This is a genomic window from Chryseobacterium cucumeris (assembly GCF_016775705.1).
GTDB classification, from domain to species: Bacteria; Bacteroidota; Bacteroidia; order Flavobacteriales; family Weeksellaceae; genus Chryseobacterium; species Chryseobacterium cupriresistens.
The window spans coordinates 3,829,114-3,848,097 of the sequence record NZ_CP068760.1; the positions used below are offsets into that span (position 1 = coordinate 3,829,114).

General features: G+C 36.5%; 21 protein-coding genes. 20 read left to right on the top strand and 1 reads right to left on the bottom strand.

Annotated elements, in window-relative coordinates; all coding sequences use genetic code 11:
* The first annotated feature begins 46 nt into the window (after nt 1–46).
* Genes JNG87_RS17070 through JNG87_RS17090 form a run of 5 tightly spaced genes read left to right on the top strand, consistent with a single transcriptional unit; the run spans nt 47 to nt 6,680 of the window.
* Complete coding sequence (locus JNG87_RS17070; protein ID WP_202839860.1) at nt 47–3,700, top strand: MMPL family transporter; 3,654 nt, start codon at nt 47–49, stop codon at nt 3,698–3,700.
* 42 nt (nt 3,701–3,742) lie between these two features.
* Nucleotides 3,743–4,657, top strand: a complete 915-nt coding sequence (locus JNG87_RS17075; RefSeq protein WP_202839861.1) for a dialkylrecorsinol condensing enzyme DarA — start codon at nt 3,743–3,745, stop codon at nt 4,655–4,657.
* A 1-nt stretch (nt 4,658) separates the two neighbouring features.
* Nucleotides 4,659–5,798: a beta-ketoacyl-ACP synthase III gene (locus tag JNG87_RS17080; RefSeq protein WP_110009837.1), complete on the top strand. Its 1,140-nt coding sequence runs from the start codon at nt 4,659–4,661 to the stop codon at nt 5,796–5,798.
* Nucleotides 5,798–6,229: a hypothetical protein gene (locus JNG87_RS17085; RefSeq protein ID WP_202839862.1), complete on the top strand. Its 432-nt coding sequence runs from the start codon at nt 5,798–5,800 to the stop codon at nt 6,227–6,229. The genes JNG87_RS17080 and JNG87_RS17085 overlap by 1 nt, the downstream gene beginning before the upstream one ends.
* Nucleotides 6,230–6,236: 7 nt before the next feature.
* Complete coding sequence (locus JNG87_RS17090; protein WP_202839863.1) at nt 6,237–6,680, top strand: ABC transporter permease; 444 nt, start codon at nt 6,237–6,239, stop codon at nt 6,678–6,680.
* Between the two features lie 481 nt (nt 6,681–7,161).
* Here the strand turns inward: JNG87_RS17090 and JNG87_RS17095 are convergent, their stop codons facing one another.
* A complete protein-coding gene (locus JNG87_RS17095) occupies nt 7,162–7,341 on the bottom strand; it encodes a bacteriocin-like protein (protein WP_089695162.1) in 180 nt (59 codons plus the stop codon).
* Between the two features lie 298 nt (nt 7,342–7,639).
* On the opposite strand from JNG87_RS17095, the gene JNG87_RS17100 reads away from it, so the two are divergent.
* The 15 genes from JNG87_RS17100 to JNG87_RS17170 all read left to right on the top strand — a co-directional run bounded on the left by JNG87_RS17100 (nt 7,640) and on the right by JNG87_RS17170 (nt 18,984).
* Nucleotides 7,640–8,047, top strand: a complete 408-nt coding sequence (locus JNG87_RS17100; RefSeq protein ID WP_202839864.1) for a hypothetical protein — start codon at nt 7,640–7,642, stop codon at nt 8,045–8,047.
* A gap of 58 nt (nt 8,048–8,105) precedes the next feature.
* Nucleotides 8,106–9,101: a BtrH N-terminal domain-containing protein gene (locus JNG87_RS17105; protein ID WP_202839865.1), complete on the top strand. Its 996-nt coding sequence runs from the start codon at nt 8,106–8,108 to the stop codon at nt 9,099–9,101.
* Nucleotides 9,102–9,114: 13 nt separating this feature from the next.
* A complete protein-coding gene (locus JNG87_RS17110) occupies nt 9,115–9,861 on the top strand; it encodes an ABC transporter ATP-binding protein (RefSeq protein WP_238349611.1) in 747 nt (248 codons plus the stop codon).
* Nucleotides 9,848–11,116, top strand: coding sequence for an ABC transporter permease (locus JNG87_RS17115; protein ID WP_202839867.1), 1,269 nt, complete (start codon nt 9,848–9,850; stop codon nt 11,114–11,116). Before JNG87_RS17110 ends, JNG87_RS17115 begins: the two co-directional genes overlap by 14 nt.
* The gene (locus JNG87_RS17120; RefSeq protein ID WP_105684190.1) at nt 11,106–11,534 is read left to right on the top strand and encodes an acyl-CoA thioesterase; all 429 of its coding nucleotides are present in this window, start codon (nt 11,106–11,108) and stop codon (nt 11,532–11,534) included. Before JNG87_RS17115 ends, JNG87_RS17120 begins: the two co-directional genes overlap by 11 nt.
* Nucleotides 11,531–12,697: a beta-ketoacyl synthase N-terminal-like domain-containing protein gene (locus JNG87_RS17125; protein WP_202839869.1), complete on the top strand. Its 1,167-nt coding sequence runs from the start codon at nt 11,531–11,533 to the stop codon at nt 12,695–12,697. Before JNG87_RS17120 ends, JNG87_RS17125 begins: the two co-directional genes overlap by 4 nt.
* A gap of 10 nt (nt 12,698–12,707) precedes the next feature.
* Nucleotides 12,708–13,247 carry a 3-oxoacyl-ACP synthase gene (locus JNG87_RS17130; protein WP_202839871.1) on the top strand — a complete coding sequence of 180 codons (540 nt, stop codon included), beginning with the start codon at nt 12,708–12,710 and terminating at the stop codon, nt 13,245–13,247.
* Between the two features lie 75 nt (nt 13,248–13,322).
* Complete coding sequence (locus tag JNG87_RS17135; protein ID WP_034692439.1) at nt 13,323–13,580, top strand: phosphopantetheine-binding protein; 258 nt, start codon at nt 13,323–13,325, stop codon at nt 13,578–13,580.
* 83 nt (nt 13,581–13,663) lie between these two features.
* Nucleotides 13,664–14,863: a beta-ketoacyl-[acyl-carrier-protein] synthase family protein gene (locus tag JNG87_RS17140; RefSeq protein WP_202839874.1), complete on the top strand. Its 1,200-nt coding sequence runs from the start codon at nt 13,664–13,666 to the stop codon at nt 14,861–14,863.
* On the top strand, nt 14,860–15,921 hold the full coding sequence (locus JNG87_RS17145) for a beta-ketoacyl synthase N-terminal-like domain-containing protein (protein WP_202839876.1): 1,062 nt from the start codon (nt 14,860–14,862) through the stop codon (nt 15,919–15,921). The genes JNG87_RS17140 and JNG87_RS17145 overlap by 4 nt, the downstream gene beginning before the upstream one ends.
* A gap of 155 nt (nt 15,922–16,076) precedes the next feature.
* Nucleotides 16,077–16,832, top strand: a complete 756-nt coding sequence (locus JNG87_RS17150; RefSeq protein ID WP_202839878.1) for a polysaccharide deacetylase family protein — start codon at nt 16,077–16,079, stop codon at nt 16,830–16,832.
* Nucleotides 16,825–17,451: a LolA family protein gene (locus tag JNG87_RS17155; RefSeq protein ID WP_202839879.1), complete on the top strand. Its 627-nt coding sequence runs from the start codon at nt 16,825–16,827 to the stop codon at nt 17,449–17,451. Before JNG87_RS17150 ends, JNG87_RS17155 begins: the two co-directional genes overlap by 8 nt.
* Nucleotides 17,417–18,052, top strand: a complete 636-nt coding sequence (locus JNG87_RS17160; RefSeq protein WP_202839880.1) for a hypothetical protein — start codon at nt 17,417–17,419, stop codon at nt 18,050–18,052. The genes JNG87_RS17155 and JNG87_RS17160 overlap by 35 nt, the downstream gene beginning before the upstream one ends.
* A gap of 78 nt (nt 18,053–18,130) precedes the next feature.
* On the top strand, nt 18,131–18,511 hold the full coding sequence (locus JNG87_RS17165; RefSeq protein WP_202839881.1) for a 3-hydroxyacyl-ACP dehydratase: 381 nt from the start codon (nt 18,131–18,133) through the stop codon (nt 18,509–18,511).
* Complete coding sequence (locus JNG87_RS17170; protein WP_202839882.1) at nt 18,508–18,984, top strand: hypothetical protein; 477 nt, start codon at nt 18,508–18,510, stop codon at nt 18,982–18,984. Before JNG87_RS17165 ends, JNG87_RS17170 begins: the two co-directional genes overlap by 4 nt.

Here is an 18,984-nt window from a genome sequence, read left to right on the forward strand (position 1 = left end):
GAACTAATACTTAAAAAATTAAATTTGCAGACTTGATTTAAATGCAATGCATCGCCTTTTTATATTTTTATATTATCTGATTTCCAAAAATAAAATTCTATCTGTACTGACAGCTCTTGGAATTGCCGCTTTATGCATTTTCTTTGCGTCGAAGATCAATTTTGAGGAAGACATCAATCAGATTATACCCAAAAATGAAAAGTCGGATCTTACTGCAAAAGTTCTTAAACAGCTTAATTTTTCGGATAAGATTATTGTTATTATCGAGAACAGATCCGGCGAAGACAGCTTCCAGCTTTCTGAAACGGCAGATACTTTCCTGAAAAAAATTGAGCCCTTACAGAAATATATTGGTTCTGTTCAGGGTAAAGTGAACGATAATGAAATCTCTGAAACCTTTGATTTCGTTCATCAGAATCTACCATTATTCCTTAATGAGAATGATTATAAGGAAATTGATCAGAAACTCCAGAAAGACAGTATTGCAAAACAGGTAGAAAATAATTACATCTCCTTGGTTTCTCCAACAAGCCTTGTAACCAAAGAATTTATTAAAAAAGACCCTCTTGGATTTACTTTTCTGGGAATCAAAAAATTAAATGCTTTAAACATCAGCAAAGACTTCAAACTCGAAGACAGCTATATTGTTACCAAAGACGGAAAAAATCTTTTGCTTTTCATTGATCCTAAAAACAAAAGCAATGATACGAAAGCCAATGAGGCATTTGTGGATCAGCTCAACACCATCAAAGATGGTATTAACAAACAATTCAAAGGAAAAACAGAGATCAGCTATTTCGGTTCTCCGGTAATTGCTGTAGCCAACGCAAAGCAGATCAAAAAAGATATTCAGAATACAGTGGCCATTTCCATGACGGTTCTTTTAATCCTTCTGATCTATTATTTCAGAAATATTTTCACTCCCATCATTGTATTTCTACCCACCGTATTTTCAGTACTGCTCGCTCTCTTAATCCTTTATTTTATTAAAGATAAGATTTCAGCTATTTCACTCAGTGTAGGAGCGATTCTTATTGGAATTACGATTGATTATGCCCTGCACATCCTTACCCATTATAAGCATAACAACAATATTGAGGAGCTTTACAAGGAAATCACGCAGCCTGTTATATTAAGCAGTGCAACAACAGCCGTTTCCTTTTTGTGTCTCGTTTTTGTTCGTTCTGAAGCATTAAAGGACTTAGGTCTTTTTGCTGCCATTACTGTGATTCTTTCTTCAATCACAGCATTGATTATTGTTCCTCAACTTTATAAAACAAAAGAAAAGGGAGAACACCTGAACACAAATTTCATTGACAAGATCGGCTCTTATCCGTACGAAAAAAATAAGCCTTTGATTATTGGGTGTTCCATTATTATTCTTGCCTGTCTGTTTGGATTCAGACATGTAGGTTTCAATGAAGATATCGGGGATCTGAATTATATTCCGAAAGAATTAAAAATCAGTGAGGCAAAACTGCAGAAACTTTCTGATATTACGTCAAAATCAATTTATACTATTTCTTATGGAAATTCTGAAGAAGAAGCACTGTCCAGAAATTCCGAATTGAGCAGTTTCCTGGACAAAGAGAAAAAAGAAGGAAAGATCTTAAGCTATAATTCTATCGGAAGCGTTGTTCTTTCAGAAAAGGATCAGCAGAAAAAAATTGACCAGTGGAACCGTTTCTGGAATGACCAGAAGAAAAGCCTAGCCATTTCCGAACTGATCAGTAACGGGAATAAATTCGGCTTCAACAGTTCCGCGTTTGACAGTTTTGATGAAGCTTTGCGTAAAAATTATTCTGCATTGAGCCTGAAGGATTATCAACAAGTGAAAGCGCTTCAGATTTCAGAATTCATGAGCAGCGAAAATGGTTTCTACACCGTTTCCAATGTAGTAAAAGTAGACGAAAACAAAAGAGACACTTTCATCAAAGATATTGATAAACAGCATGATGCCATTGCTATAGACCGGCAGCAGATGAATGAAAATTTCCTTGGTTTGCTGAAAAGGGACTTCAATACACTGATCAGTTATTCTCTTCTTGCCATTATTTTAACGATCATCGTTTTCTTCAGGAATTTTGAATTAACAGTTCTCACCATGTTCCCGATTGTTTTAACGGGAGTTGTTACAGCCGGAATCCTTTATTTTCTGGGATTGGAATTAAATATTTTCAGTACTGTAGTGTGTACATTGGTATTTGGAGTGGGAGATGACTTCAGCATCTTCCTGACACAAGCTATGCAAAAAGAGCATACTACCGGAAAGAATGAATTACCTACGTACAGAATTTCTATTATTCTTGCTGTTTTCACGACAATTCTTTCCATCGGATCTTTGATATTCGCCAAACATCCGGCATTGCATTCTCTGGCATTAGTAGCCCTGATCGGAATGTTCTCCGTTATTATTATCACCTCTACCCTATATCCTTTCTGGTTCAGATTATTCATTACCAACAGGGCGAAAAAAGGACTTTCTCCAATCACATTCAGATTGTTTGTATGGTCAGTATTCTCATTCCTTTATTACGGATTAGGTGGACTGCTGTTTTCTGCCTTCGGAAGTTTTTTTGTTAAAAATTCCAAAGGGCAGACCCTGAATATCATCAAACTTATTTTAGCCAGATTTTTAACTTCCGTTCTTTATTCTAATCCTTTTGTAAAGAAGAAGGTCATTAAAAATACATCTGAAGACTTCAGCAAACCTGCAGTTATCATTGCCAATCATACTTCTTTCCTCGATACGCTGGCTATTGCAATGGCTACCCATAAAATCATTTATCTGGTGAATGACTGGGTATATCAGTCTCCTGTTTTCGGAAAACTGGTAAGAGCACTGGGCTTTTATCCCGTTTCACAGGGAATCGAGAATGGAATGGACAAACTGAAAGAAAAAGTTGACCAGGGATATTCACTCGTTGTGTTCCCTGAGGCAGAACGTTCTTACACCAACGATGTGAAAAGATTCCATAAAGGAGCTTTTTATCTCGCTGAACAGTTCGGGCTGGATATTCTTCCACTCTATATCCATGGAAATTCTGAGGTGCTGCCGAAAGGAGATTTCATTATCTATGACGGAAGTATTACCGTAAAAGTAGGCAACAGAATCAGCAAAGATGACATGAGTTTTGGACAGAACTATTCTGAGAGAACAAAGAAGATCAATGCTTATTTCAGAGAAGAGTTTGCCAGACTGCGCGAAGAGATTGAGAATGAGAATTATTTTAAAAAGAAATTATTCCTGAGCTACCTGTATAAAGACAGTGAAGTGGTAAAAGAAGTAAAAGAAGACTTTAATACCAATAAATCAGTATATTTCGAACTGAATAAACATATTCCTCATGATGCCAACATTCTTCATATCGCTACGGATTTTGGACAGAAAGATGCTTTATTAACTCTATATCAGGCAAGCCGAAGAATTTTTTCTCTGATTCAGAATGATGAAAAAAGAGCAGTGGCAGCCCATAACTATCTGGTAAAAAGAAGAAAAATACAGTATATTAAAGACCTTTCTGAAGTAAACAAAAAAATTGATGTTCTTTTGATTTCGGATGAACACTTTTCCATGAATGAAATTCAGGATCTCTCTGAAACAATCATTTTTGTAAATACAAAAAACACTTCGTTTGAAAGAGATAATTATGCACTAAAATTTAGTTCTGAATCATTAAAAGTATTTAAAACTAAATAATAAATATGAAAAACATACTTTTGTAAACGCTAAAGAAAACTAATGAAGAAAAATATACTTGTCATATATTATTCACAAACCGGACAACTCGAAGATATCGTGAAAAATATAGCCCAGCCTTTTGAAGCGAAAAAGGAGGCTTATGATGTTACGTATTACAACATTCAGCTAAAGGAAGATTTTCCTTTTCCCTGGCCAGGTGATGTTTTTTTCAACACTTTTCCTGAATCTTATCTACAGATTCCAAAAGAAATCCTTCCTCCTTCGGAAGAAATTCTGAACAAAAAGTATGATCTTATCCTGTTTGGGTATCAGGTATGGTATCTCACACCATCCATTCCTATTATTTCTTTCTTAAAGAGTGATTATGCAGAGCGAATCCTTAAAGACACTCCTGTAGTAACCATTTCAGGAACCAGAAATATGTGGATGCTTTCCCAGGAAAAATTAAAGGTCTACCTAAGAGATCTGCAGGCTAAACTCGTAGGAAATATTGCTTTGGTAGACAGACATGACAATTACACCAGCGTATTAACAATTCTCCGATGGCTTACCACAGGTCAGAAAGAAAAATCAGGAATGCTTCCCGCTGCAGGAGTTTCAGATGAAGAAATTGCAGGTTCTGTAAAGTATGGCGAGATTATTGAAAGACATTTTAATAATAATGACCTTAATAGTTTACAACCGGATCTTGTGAAAAACGGAGCGATTGAAATCCGTGCTTTTTTAGTACGGGTAGAAAAGGTTGGAAATAAAATTTTCACAGTATGGTCTAACCTGATTATCAAGAAAAAAGAGAAACGTCCATTGCTGATAAAATTCTTTAAGGTATATTTGATGGCAGCGATATGGATTATCTCACCTGTCGTTTTGGTATTACACCTGCTTACAACCCCTATATTTTGGTTTAAAAGACAAAAACAAAAAAGATATTTACAAGGAATTAATTTAAAATAGAATGTACGACGTATTTATAACAAAAGCATCAACATACTTACCCAATGAGCCGGTAGCGAATGATGAAATGGAGACTTATCTTGGGCTTATCAATGATGCGCCATCTAAAGCAAAATCACTTATCCTAAGAAATAATAAGATCACAACAAGATACTACGCTTTAGATAAAGAAGGAAACCCTACCCACTCTAATGCACAGCTTACTGCAAAAGCTATCGAAGGACTTTTTGACGAAAACTTCAAAAAGGAAGATATGAAATTATTATCTGTAGGAACCACTTCACCGGATCAGATCCAGCCTTCTCACGCATCCATGGTACATGGCGAACTGAACATCGGAAAATCTATTGAAATTAATACTTCAACAGGTCTTTGCAACTCAGGAATGAATGCCCTGAATTATGGATTCCTTTCTGTAAAAGCCGGTGTACAGGACAACGCAGTATGCGCAGGTTCTGAAAGAATGTCTGCATGGATGACTGCTGACAAGTTCAATCATGAGGCTGAAAATTTAAAACTACTGGAAGAAAGACCTATCATTGCTTTCAAAAGAGAATTCCTGAGATGGATGCTTTCTGATGGAGCAGGCGCTTTCCTTTTAGAAAATAAACCGAGAGAAAACAGCACTTCCCTAAAAATAGAATTCATTGATTTCTATTCTTATGCCCACGAAATTGAAGCTTGTATGTATGCAGGATGTGATAAGCTGGAAGACGGAAGCCTGAAATCATGGGCAGACTACCCTTCTGACGAATGGTTGAAACAATCTATTTTTGCGATTAAACAGGATACTAAAATCCTTGATAAATACATCCTTGTAAAAGGAGCAGAAAGTTTAAGATCATCTTTTGACAAACATAACCTGGATCCGGAAAAAATTGACCACGTACTGGCTCATATTTCTTCCGGATACTTTAAAGACGGACTTAAAGAAGAATTTGCCAAAAAAGGAATGGATTTCCCCGCAGAAAAATGGTTCTATAATCTTTCTGAAGTTGGAAACATCGGAGCAGGATCTATATTTATCGCCCTTGAAGAACTGATGAATTCCGGAACATTGAAAAAAGGAGAAAAAGTACTTCTTTGTGTTCCTGAAAGTGGAAGATTTGCTTATTCTTGTGCTTTATTAACGGTTTGCTAATGGAAAACAGACTGCCAACATCCGATAAAGATTTTGTAGAAAGTCTTATTCCCCAAAGGTTTCCTTTTGTGATGGTGCATGAATTGTCAGAATATTCGGAAAGCCATCTTTTATCCGGTTTTGAGATAAAGGAAGACAACCTTTTTATCCAGGACGGATTATTCCAGGCTTCAGGACTGATTGAGCATCAGGCGCAGAGCGTTGCCCTTCATACCGGATATAAATATTATCTGCTGGGAAAAGATGCTCCAACCGGATATATCGGAGCCATCAAATCTTTTGAAGCTGAAATACTGCCTAAAGTGGGAGATCAGCTGAAATCTGAAGTAACCATCCTTAATGAAGTAATGGGAGTAACCCTGGTAGATATCATTACGAAACTGAACGGTGAAGTGATTGCAAAATCTCAAATGAAAACCGCTGTAAAATAAACTGGAAATGGAAATAAAGGAAGAAAATATCATCAATATACACAACTTTTTACCGCATCGTGAACCGATGCTCATGGCAGACTATATCCTGGAACTGACCAAAGAAAAAGTAGTGACTTCCTTTGAAATCAAAGAAGATAATATATTTGTTCACAACAATGAGTTTGCGGAAGCCGGCTTGATCGAAAATCTGGCTCAGACCTGCTCTTCTATCCTTGGGCAAAGCTTCTTTGAAAATCCTGAAGCAGATACAAAAGTGATCGGGTTCATTACCAATATCAAGAAGATTGAGGTTTTCGGTCTTCCGAAGGTGAATGACAAAATTATCTCCAGGGCATCACTTATATCACAGTTTGAGAATATCTGCCACATATTTTGTGAAACATTTCATAATGATGAATTGTTAATCAGAGCGGAAATCAACCTGTTTATTCAGGAAGTAAAGTCGTAAAGTCAATTCAACATAGACATAGAAAAGCTGTACGTTTTTGTACAGCTTTTCTCTTTTAAATCAATTTTATATTCTCTAATAGATTGGTGAACATTTGTGCATTCATTTGTTTTATTCGTGTTTAAAATATAGGTTTTGGCTACAGTCAATTAATTTTTCTCTTTTTTTAAGCGAGCTAAAGCCCACTCCTATTGAATTGATTATAAAAACCCTAGATAAAAACTCCGTTTTTGTTTATTTACACATTCACTACTTCTTTATAAATCAACTAATAATCAGCTTGATACAACCATTAAGATCTCATCATCAGATGAATTATTTCACGTGAAACATTCACAAAATCCGTGAAACTCTGACCATCAGGGAGAAGCAGTTTTTAACCACAAAATTTAGTATACAATTCTTCGGAATCAATATAAAAAACATGCTGCTTAAAATCTAAGCAGCATGTTTCTTTATTGAAGTTTACTTAATTTCTTTTTTAGATAATAACTTCATAATCGTTGCCTCCGCAAATCTGCTCAGCAGCAGTTGCAATATCGGTATTAACTCCTACATTACGTATTTGCCCATTAGTTCCGTTAGCACACGAAATATAAGCAGTTAAACCTCCTTTTACTTTTTTTAATTGATTTTTTGTAAGTTGTCTTAAGTTTTTCATGGTTTTTGTTTTATTAGTTTTTTAATTATTTACACAAACAAATATAAATAAAATAACCTAAAACCGCATAAAACACTATTAATCCTCAGTATTTTTAACAATATTTATAATTTAACATAATACAGTTCACTCAACTATTGACTCAATAGACCATGATATTCCGGAATGCAATAATAGTGGATTTTTGTAATTACGATAACCATATAATGTATTTTCACTATTTTAGCCACCTGATTAAAAGAATCAAAAACAGGTGAGCATATTTCATCTGGAATCTAAAAATATAAACATTATTTAGATGAAAAAACAAGACCTGCCTCAAGACGAAAGTAACCTGAAATCCGCCAACATGACTGAAGTTCTGTATGTGACGGATGAGAACGACAACTACACGACAGCAAACAGCACCGGCTGGGATGCCAAGAAAGCTGCTCTGGATGAATCTATGGAACTTATTTATGAGAGAATTGAGGAAGCAAAACAAAATGTGGCCAATAATACAGCAAGTCCCATTGTTTATTTTATGGAACTGAACAAAATGGATATTGGCGTTCTGGCTTCATATGTAGGAATGTGGCAATGGAGAGTAAAAAGACATTTTAAACCCAAAATATTCAAAACACTAAGCGAAAATGCACTGAAAAAATATGCCGATGCATTCGGAATTTCAGTGGATGAATTAAAAAACTTCGATGGAAATAAATGAAACAAGGCTCAATATAATGCCTGGTATCATTTGACCAATGAAAAGATACAATCAGCAAATGAAATTAAACTTTGAACACCATCAGACTGCGCATTGCGAAAACGGTGTTGCTTCTAATCTACTGCTTAACAAAGGACTGAAACTAAGCGAACCTATGATCTTCGGGATCGGTTCAGGACTGTTTTTTGTCTATCTCCCTTTTCTGAAGGTGAATTTTGCTCCGGGCTTCAGCTATCGTCCAATGCCGGGTGCTATTTTCAGTAAAGCAGCCAAAAGATTAGGAATTAAAATCAAAAGAGAAAAATTCTCAAATCCTCAGGATGCCCAAAAAGCGCTTGAAAGAAATCTGGAACAAAATATCCCTACAGGACTTCAGGTGGGCGTTTTCAACCTTACTTATTTTCCTGAAGAATACAAATTTCACTTCAATGCTCACAACCTTGTAGTGTATGGAAAAGAAGACGGAAAATTCCTGATCAGTGATCCTGTAATGGATTATACCACTTCCCTTTCTGAAGCAGAACTGGAAAAAGTAAGATACGCAAAAGGGGCACTTCCTCCGAAAGGACACATGTACTACCCTGTTTATGTTCCGGAAAATGTGAATCTTGAAGAGGCCATCAAAAAAGGAATCAAAGATACCTGTAAAAATATGCTGGCGCCTGTACCACTTATTGGGGTAAAAGCCATGAGATGGGTAGCCAGAAGCATCCCGAAATGGGCAGAAAAGAAAGGTACAAAAGTGACCAACCATTATTTGGGACAGCTGATCAGAATGCAGGAAGAAATTGGAACCGGAGGCGGAGGCTTCAGGTTTATCTATGGTGCATTTCTTCAGGAAGCGGCTGTTATTCTTAAAAATGATGAGCTAAAGGAATTATCAAAAGAAATAACCTCTATCGGTGACCTTTGGAGAGATTTTGCCGTTGATATTGCCAGAGTGTATAAAAACAGAAACTCGAAAAGCAATATTTACAATGAACTTTCAAAAACAATGCTGCATATTGCAGACCTGGAAGAAGCTTTCTATAAAAAACTGAGAAAAGCGATCTGATATGGCGGAAAATATGATTGAAATTAAAAACTTATACAAAAAATACAAAAATTCTGATGAGTTTTCTGTAAATGATATTTCTTTGAGCATCAGTAAAAATGAAATCTATGGAATTCTCGGGCCCAACGGAGCCGGGAAAACAACGCTGATTTCCATGCTTTCAGGATTAATCAAACCTACTTCAGGACATTTCACCATTAACGGTTTATCTCCCCAGAAGGATGGGTTCAAAATAAGACAGATTATCGGAATTGTTCCCCAGGAATATGCCTTATATCCTACGCTTACCGCCAAAGAAAATCTTATGTTTTTCGGAAGTCTTTATGGTTTAAAGCACAACCAGCTTAAAAAAGCCATTGACGAATCCCTTGAAATCATGGGGCTTTCAAAATTTGCCAACAAGCAGGTAGGCCAGTTTTCAGGAGGGATGAAACGCCGCTGCAACCTCATCGCCGGAACGCTTCACAATCCTAAAGTTTTATTCCTGGACGAACCTACGGTAGGAGTAGATGTTCAGTCTAAAAAAGCAATTATTGATTATCTTTTAGATTTAAATAAACAGGGAACGTGCATTATTTATACTTCCCATCACCTTTCTGAGGCTGAAGAATTCTGTACAAAAATTGCCATCATCGATCATGGAAAAATTCATGCTGTAGGAACCCCTGAAGAACTTGTTTCACAGATTGCCAATGCCGAAAACCTTGAAGACGTTTTCATTTCATTAACCGGAAAAGAATTAAGAGATGTTGTTGTATAAACTGTGGAGAAGTTTTATTAAGGAAATTCTTCTGCTGAAAAGAGACATCGGAGGAATTGTCATCATCTTTGTGATGCCTTTGCTTTTGATTGTCACCATTACCCTTATTCAGGATTCTACCTTTAAAAACCTTGAAGGATCAAAGATTCCTATTATCTTTATTGATCAGGACAAATCTGAAGTTTCAAAAAATATAAAAGCAGAACTGGAAAACAGCAAAACATTCCAGCTGCTGACCAACTTCAATGAAAAATCTGCTCAGGAGGCTGTTTTTTCCGGAGATTATCAGATGGCGATTGTCATTCCTGAAAATTTAACGAAAGATTTAAATTCCAATATTGATTCGAAAGTTCAGACCATTGTAAGTTCATTCGGGCTGGAAGGAGATTCTGCAAAAGTAAAAACAGCAGTTCCCAAAGCCAAAGAAATTCATTTGTACTTTGACCCTGCTACCAATGTGGGCTTCAAAAATTCGGTGATGAATTCTGTCAACAAAATGGTTTTTGAAATTGAAAATAAAAAGATTTACAAAGCCTTCCAGGATCAGCTGGGAACAACGGAAAATCTTGACGAAAATAAAAACCTGATCAGCTTTAAAGAAATCACTCCCAAAAAAGGAGCAATGGATGTCATGCCAAATTCCGTTCAACACAACGTTCCTGCATGGACACTTTTTGCGATCTTCTTTATTGTTGTCCCTTTATCCATCAATCTGGTAAAAGAAAAAAGCCAGGGAACAAGTGTAAGAGCAAGAATAAGCCCTACTCCTTATTTTGTCCATATTTTAGGAAAAACATTTACCTATCTTATCATCTGCCTTATTCAGTTTTTACTGATGGTTGCCGTAGGAATTTACCTTTTCCCTTATATGGATCTTCCGGCTTTTGATGTATCCGGAAAAATGTTCCAGCTTCTGACAGTAACACTGTTTGCAGGACTGGCAGCTATTGGATTTGGAGTTTTATTGGGAACTATAGCCGATACACAGGAACAATCTGCTCCATTTGGGGCGACTTCTGTAGTGGTTCTGGCAGCCATTGGCGGAATCTGGGTACCTGTATTTCTGATGCCGGAATTCATGCAGACCGTAGCGAAATTCTCTCCTATGAACTGGGGACTGAATGCTTATTATGATATTATTTTAAGGAACAGCGGAATTGGTGGGATTGCCAAAGAACTGGTTTTCCTCTTCTTATTCTATATTGCCACCGTAGCTATTTCTATTTTTTACGAAAAAAAACAAAATGCAGTCTAAAGAAAATATATTAACCTGTACCGAAGAAGTAAGAGTACGCTTCAATGAAACAGATCCGCTGGGCATTGTCTGGCATGGGCATTATATCGTGTATTTTGAAGACGGAAGAGAAGCTTTCGGTCGTCTGCATGGTCTTACCTATCTTGATATTCAGAATGCAGGATTTGTAACACCGATCGTAAAAAGTACCTGTGAGCATTTTCTTCCTTTAAAGTATGGAGAAACATTCAGAATTGTGACCACTTTTATTAATTCTGTATCTGCCAAACTTATTTACAGATATGAGCTTTTCAATCAGGAAGATCAACTGGTATGCAGCGGAGAAACCATTCAGGTATTCCTCGACAGCAATGGAAGCTTATGCCTGTATAATCCGGAATTTTTTCAAAACTGGAAAGATAAAATGGGATTATCATGAAGAAGGAAATTTATATCACAGATTACAATTGTGTAACTCCTTTGGGTTTCAATGTTGATTCCAACTGGAACGCTCTGTTAGAAGGACAGTCGGGAGTTGCTTTACATAAAATTATAGACAATCAGGATGCTTTTTATGCTTCTATGATTGATTCTGAAAAACTGAATGAAGAGTTCAACAGATTCTTTGCTCAGCATACAAATGATTTCACAAGACTGGAAAAAATGCTTCTTTTAAGCTTACAGCCACTTGTTGAAAAACGTACTGTATCAGAAGATACCGCTTTTATCCTTTCCACAACAAAAGGAAATATCAGCCAGTTAAAAAATCAGTCCGAATTACCGGAAGGTGTTTATTTATCAAAATTAGCAGAAAAAATTGCTGCTTTTTTTGGATTTAAAACAAAACCGATCATCGTTTCCAATGCCTGCGTTTCAGGAGTAATGGCGATTTCTGTTGCTAAAAACATGATTCAGGCAGGAAAATACAAAGATGCTTTTGTGATTGCCGGTGATGAGCTTTCTGAATTTGTTATTTCGGGATTCAACTCATTTCAGGCCATTGGTTCAGGACCTTGCCAACCATATGATAAAAACAGAGACGGAATCAATATCGGTGAAGCAGCAGCAGCTGTTTATATCACCTCATGTCATTGCGAGGAACAAAGTGACGAAGCAATCTCACAAAACGAGAAATTCAGATTTAAAGTACTGGGAGATTCAGCAGTCAATGATGCCAATCATATTTCCGGTCCTTCAAGAACAGGTGACGGTTTATATGCCAGTATCAAAAATGCCATGACTGAAGCGAAGGTTTCTCCGGAACAAATTGATTTTATTTCTGCCCATGGAACGGCCACTTTATATAACGACGAAATGGAAGCCATTGCCTTCAACAGAATGGATCTTCAGCATATTCCGCTCAACAGTATGAAAGGCTATTACGGACATTGCCTGGGTGCCTCCGGTCTTTTGGAAAGCATTATCTCTATGGAAAGTGCTCTTCACAGCATTTTGATTCCTTCAAAGAATTTTAAAGAAATGGGAGTAACCCAACCTTTGAATATCATCAAGGAAAATCAAACTGCAGACATTAAATATATTCTGAAGACCGCTTCTGGATTTGGAGGATGTAATGCAGCTGTTGTGCTGGAAAAATGTTAAACTGAAAGTGATGAAGAAAATAAATACCTGTACCGTAGAACATTCAAAAATAACCGTTGACGGAAATCTTATTTTTGAAAGCCCAAGCGAAACCTTTCAGGAGTTTGCCAAAGAAGCCTATAAAAGTTTAGACCTCAGCTATCCAAAGTTTCATAAAATGGATCATTTGAGTAAACTGGCTTTTCTTGCCGCTGAAACCATTTTGAAAGATGAAGATCACAGCAGAACAGCTATTGTTTTTTCCAACAGATCTTCCAGTCTGGATACCGATTTCAAATATCAGGAAAGCATCAACAATCAGGATAACTTCTATCCAAGTCCGGCTGTTTTTGTGTATACTTTACCTAATATCTGTGTAGGAGAAATCAGCATTAAACACAAGATGCAGACAGAAAATGCTTTTTTTGTGCTGGATGATTTTGATGAAGAATTTTTGAATGATTATTCTGAACAGATTCTTCTATCCGGAAAAGCCGACAAAGTATTGTGTGGCTGGGTGGAATTGTATCAGGAAAATTACAAAGCTTTTGTATATTTGCTAACCTTATAAAAATGTAACAATATAACAGTGCAATGATGTAATGATCTTTATGATATGCTGAAGCACTGATAAACCAACTGAATTATGGAAAACTTAAAAACAGAATTGAAACACAAAATTATCGAAGTTCTTAACCTTGAAGATGTATCTGTAGAAGAAATCAAAGATACTGATCCATTGTTCGGAGGTGGATTAGGATTAGATTCTATCGACGCTCTGGAACTGATTGTTCTTCTTGATAAAGACTATGGAATAAAATTAGCTGATCCTAAAAAAGGAAAAGAGATTTTCCAATCTATCGATACGATGGCAAAATTCATCGAGGACAACAGAACAAAATAAATTAATATAACAATCTAACAGTGTAACAATGTAGCAATTATTGGTAAATATTCGATTGATACATTGTTACATTATTGAATACCATGAGTCAAAAAATTGCCATAACGGGAATGGGCATCATTTCCTCCATCGGAAACAATGTGGAGGAAAATTTTATTTCATTGCAATCCGGAAAACATGGAATTTCAGATATCGAAATGTTTGAAACCCGTCATGCCGGAGCCATTAAAACAGGTGAAATAAAATTATCCAATGAAGAACTTGTACAACAGCTTCAGCTTGATGAAGACAATAATGTAACAAGAACTTCTTTATTGGGAATGATCGCTGCGAAGGAAGCTGTAGAAAGTGCAGGAATTTCAGATATCAATGGTTACAGAACCGGACTGATCTCTTCTACCAGTGTAGGAGGAATGGATATCACTGAAAAATACTTCTACTCTTACGAAGACTTCCCTGAAAAGCAAAAATATATTGACGCTCATGATGCCGGGAATTCCTCATTGGCTATTGCCGGTTATCTGGGATTAAAGGGCATGGTTTCTACCATCAGTACAGCCTGTTCATCAGCAGCCAATGCGATTATGATGGGCGCTAAACTGATTAAAAACGGAGTTTTGGACCGTGTGATTGTCGGAGGAACAGATTCTCTTTCAAAATTTACTTTGAATGGGTTCAATACGCTGATGATTCTTACGGATTCTTACAACACTCCTTTTGACAACAACAGAAAAGGACTGAATCTTGGGGAAGCTGCCGCTTTCTTAGTCCTTGAATCTGAAGAAATGGTCAAAAAAGAAAACAAAAAGGTTCTGGCTTATCTTTCCGGATATGGAAATGCCAATGATGCACACCATCAGACGGCATCTTCAGAAAACGGGCAGGGTGCATTTTTAGCGATGCAGCAAGCTCTGAAAATCTCCGGATTGGAAAAAGAAAATATAGATTATATCAACGTTCACGGAACGGCTACTCCCAATAACGATTTATCTGAGGGAATTGCCATGATCAGAATATTCGGGGAAAATCAGGTGCCTGAGTTCAGCTCCACAAAAGCATTTACAGGACATACTTTAGCTGCTGCTGCAGGAATTGAAGCCGTATTTTCAATTCTAGCCATGCAAAACAGCGTGATTTTCCCGAACCTGAATTTTAAAACAAAAATGGAAGAGTTTGACCTTACTCCTGTTACCGAATTGAAAGAGAAAAACATCAATCATGTGCTTTCCAATTCATTTGGATTTGGAGGAAACTGTTCCACCTTAATTTTCTCAAAATCATGAGTGCAGTATACATCAACAGTGCATCCTGTATCTCGGTTCAGGACACTTTAAACGAAAATATTCTTCAGAACCTTGCTCCTGGAAATTCTTCAAACATCATTAAAGCGATAGAACCTAATTACAAAGAGTTCATTCCGCCTGCGATGATCAGAAGAATGTCTAAAACCGTAAAAATGAGCTCCGTAGCATCTCACTACGCATTGAAGGAAGCTGAAATTGAAAAACCGGATGCTATCATTGTAGGAACCGGAATGGGCTGCTCTCAGGATTCTGAAAAGTTCCTAAAAAATGTGATTGATAATCATGAAGAGTTTCTTACGCCTACCTTTTTCATCCAGTCTACCCATAATACGGTAGCAGGACAGATTGCTCTGGGATTACAGTGTCATGCTTACAACTTCACGTATGTAAATACTTCTTCTTCACTGGAGTTTTCGTTACTGGACGCTCAGCTTCAGATCAATGACGGAGAAGCAGAAAATGTTCTGGTAGGTTCTACAGACGAACAGACGGACAGAACCATGGAACTTTACTGCTTAAATAATACGATCAAAAAAGAAGCAGATCTTCCTGCAGATTATTTGAATTCTAATACCAATGGCGTAATCTGGGGCGAAGGAGCCAGCTTTTTTGTAATTGGAAAAGATAAGACCGAAAACTCTTACGCTAAGCTTAAGAATATCCAGATCAGCAACAAGGTTGAATTGAATGAAGTAAAGGATTTTATCCAGAATTTCCTGGTTCAAAACAATCTTTCCACTCATGATATTGATGCGGTTATTTTAGGATTCAGTGGAGATGCACAATCAGATATGTATTATACAAAAGCAATGGAACTGTTTCCTGATTCAGCACAGCTGTATTACAAACATCTGAGTGGAGAATTTAATACGGCAAGCGGGTTTTCCACCTTTATGGCCTGTCATATCCTGAAGGAACAGCAGATTCCGGAAGTAATGATGATCAATGCAGAAAAAAAGGAAAGTATAAAGAATATACTTCTTTACAACCATCTGGCGGGTGATGATCACAGCCTGGTGTTATTGGAAAAGGCATAATTGTTGAAATTGAAAATTATACGGTCTATTTGTCCTTCAGAGCGAAACGCAGTGAAGCGTGGAATCTAAATTAGAAATTAGTCTGGACTCCTACGGAGTGACAATGGTATACAATAAATATTACGACTATAAAACTTGTAATAAAACAATCAGCAATGAAACATTATCCCTTCATCCTGTTCTACCTTTTCTGTAACGTTTTTATTTATGCGTTCCACGGAAGTATTTGGATATATCTGTTTTGTTTTTTTGCTTTTTCTGCAGTAGTTGTCTGGGGTTCTTTTGACATTGAACTGGGATATTTTGTGAACAGTATTACTCATAAGCGTACCAGAATAAAAGAAGTGGCCCTTACATTTGATGACGGACCTACTGAATTTACCCCAAAGTTTTTAGACCTGCTTAAAGAACATCAGATAAAAGCAACTTTCTTCTGTATCGGAAAACAGATTGAAAAATACCCTGAGACGTTTCAGAGAATCATTGCAGAGGGACATACTATAGGAAATCATACGTTATCACATTCCAATTCTACAGGGTTTTTATCGACTTCAAAAATGATTACAGAGATTGAAAAATGTGATGAAGTCATAAAAAATGTGGGAAATATCAGCACCAGCCTCTACAGACCACCGTTCGGGGTAACGAATCCCAATATTGCGAAAGCAATTAAAAAAACGAATAAAGTAAGCATCGGTTGGAATGTCCGGTCATTGGACACCATCATTGATGACGAAAAGAAAATCTACAACAGAGTGACAAAAGGCCTGAAAAATGGGAGTATTATTCTGCTTCATGACACTTCGGAAAAGACATTTCGCGTGCTGGCCAATTTATTAGTATTTTTGAAGGATAAAAAATATTCAACCTTTACTGTTGATACAGTGATAAATTCAAATAGAAATGATTAAAAATATAGCTTTCGGAGTATTCTTACTGGTTTCCGGTTTCTTTTTTGCACAAAATACCGCAATGTCCGGAGCTGAAGCCAAAGCATTTGTATCGAAGGTTTCTTCTGATACGAAAGGAATTAAAACGTTGCAGAGTGATTTTACCCAGACCAAAAAAATGGATTTTCTGGATAAAAGCATTGTTACCTATGGGAAAATGTCTTTGCAGACACCCAATATGCTGAGCTGGAAATATACAAAACCTTATCAGTACAGCATTGTTTTTAAAAGCAATAAAATCTTCATCAACGATCAGGGGAAAAAATCTTCTGTAGATGCCAAGAGCAAAACATTTGAAAAAATCAATAAACTTATTGTAGGAAGTTCGAACGGAACCATGTTCAATGATCCTGAGTTCACCGTTACCTATTTTAAGAACGGAAATTACAATGTGGCGAAGTTTATCCCAAAAACTTCTCAGCTGCTGAAATATATTAAACAGATCGAACTGTTTTTCCCTAAGAACCAGTCGACAGTTTCACAGGTCAATATGACGGAGGCTTCCGGAGATACTACGAATATTGTTTTCAAAAATACCAAGATCAATGCTTCAATTCCTGCGTCAGAGTTTACTTTATAGCCTGATTCTGATCCTGGCTGTTTCCTGTAAAACCTATAAGTTAACAGAAGCAAAACCTGTCTCTTCTTCTGAAAAGATGGTGGAAAACTTATATTTCTCTTCCGGTGAAGATTATGTTTACAAATGCCAGATGGATATTTATAAAAACCATGTAAGCGGTATTCTGATCATCAAAAAACTGAATGAAACAACGCATCGTGTTGCCTTAACTTCTGATTTCGGGAATAAACTGATAGATTTTGAAGTCTCTGATAATGATTTCAGACTGAATTATGTGCTTCCTGACCTGGATAAAAAAATAGTCATCAATTTCCTGAAAAACGACTTTCAACAGCTTCTGAAAAGGAAATATCCGGTCAGTGAAAGTTTTGAAAACGAAAATGCTAAAATCTACCTTTCAAAAATCGAAAATAAAAGCTATTATCTGTTTTTCAACAAAGAAAGTAATTTGCTGAAGCAGATTATCTATACGAAAAACAACAAAGAGAAAATCGATTTTACTTTTGATGCAAAAAAACCTATCTTCGCAGACAGCTTAAACCTGCAGCACAAGGACTTTAAGATCAACATAAAACTATTTCAAATAACCGAAACAGAGTAATTTCTGCCCTCAAATCTATGGATATATCTATTTTTTGGAAAGAAATTGATTATACTTTAATCTTAAAAAAATAAGATCATGCAAACGATTCTTACAGACTTTTATACTTTAACATCATACGATAAAGCAGAAGACGGAAAGTTTACTGCTCATATTCATCTTAATAAAGACCACGATATTTTCAAAGGACACTTCCCTGGAAATCCGGTGACTCCCGGTGTTTGTATGATGCAGATCATTAAAGAACTTACTGAGGAACTGACGGGTTCAAAATTATTCCTGAAAACCGCTTCGAATGTAAAGTTCATGGCAATTATCAATCCCTTTGAAACCCCTGATCTGGTACTTCAGCTTGATATTACTGAAAATGAAGACGATGTTAAAGTAAAAAACACCACTTCTTTTGGCGAGACTATTGCATTGAAATTGTCTGTAAGCTATAAAAAAATATCATCATGAAACTAATCTTATCATTCATAGCAGCATTTGTTTTTTTCTTTCAATCTGACCTTGAAACGCTGAGAAACAGCTATGCTAAGGCGAACGAATCCACTACCAATACTGCGAGCTTTATTGAAACTGCGGAAAAACAATCAGGTTCTGATGCTGTAACTGTCGGATATAAAGCAGCAGCAAAGATTATGGAGGCGAAAATTGCTAAAAGCAACAGAAAAGCTCTGGTAAAGACAGGCGCTACAAGTCTTGAAGGCATTATTAAAAGTAATCCTAATAATGCAGAACTTCGTCTGATCAGAATGAGTGTTCAGGAAAATATTCCTAAGATCGTAGGATACCGCGGGAGCCTGAAGGATGATAAAGCTTTCCTGCTGAATAATTACAGCAAACAGAATACAGCTCTGAAGGGCTATATCAAAAGGTTTGCAATGCAATCTAAAACCATGACAGAGGCGGAAAGAGCCACTTTAAAATAA